Here is a 519-nt window from a genome sequence, read left to right on the forward strand (position 1 = left end):
AACTTTTTTAAGTACTCATTTTCCATTTCAAGCTGTTGAATACGTGCTTCAAGTGCTTCGACTGACCCTTCAGCTAAAGCTTGTTTTACTTGTTTATTTGAATCTTTTTTCATGGATGGACGCCCCTTTTTCTTAGATTGAAGGGCATCAATTCCTTGTGTTTCGAGCTGTTTTTTCCAAACAGAAATCGTTGAAGGGGCAGGAATGTTAAAGATAGCCGCCGTCTCAAATAAGGACATACCGTTTTCAATCATAAAGTTTAGTACGTCTAGTTTAAATTGTTGTGTGTAATTTGTACATCGTTTTAGAAAAGCTTCCATACCATTCTGTTTATATTGGTTTACCCAATTCAAAATAATTGTGTCACTTATACCAATCGATTTACCCATTTCTCGATAACTTTCATTTCCGTTCAAATAACGTAGAACGATTTGTATTTTTTCATCAGCTGTAAATTTAGCCATAGAAAAACTGCACCTCCAATTGTTAGACTGTGTCTAACAATTGGGGTGCAGTTCA

At 35.3% G+C, this 519-nt stretch carries 1 protein-coding gene; it reads right to left on the minus strand.

Going from position 1 to position 519, the window contains the following annotated elements; translation table 11 throughout:
• Nucleotides 1-464 (minus strand): helix-turn-helix domain-containing protein (locus tag ACTFNE_RS27375; RefSeq protein WP_270706602.1); only part of this gene is annotated, 464 nt, incomplete at its 3' end.
• Between the last annotated feature and the right edge of the window lie 55 nt (nt 465-519).

Source organism: Bacillus cereus group sp. MYBKT111-2, from assembly GCF_051915205.1.
In the GTDB taxonomy this organism is placed as follows: domain Bacteria; phylum Bacillota; class Bacilli; order Bacillales; family Bacillaceae_G; genus Bacillus_A; species Bacillus_A paranthracis.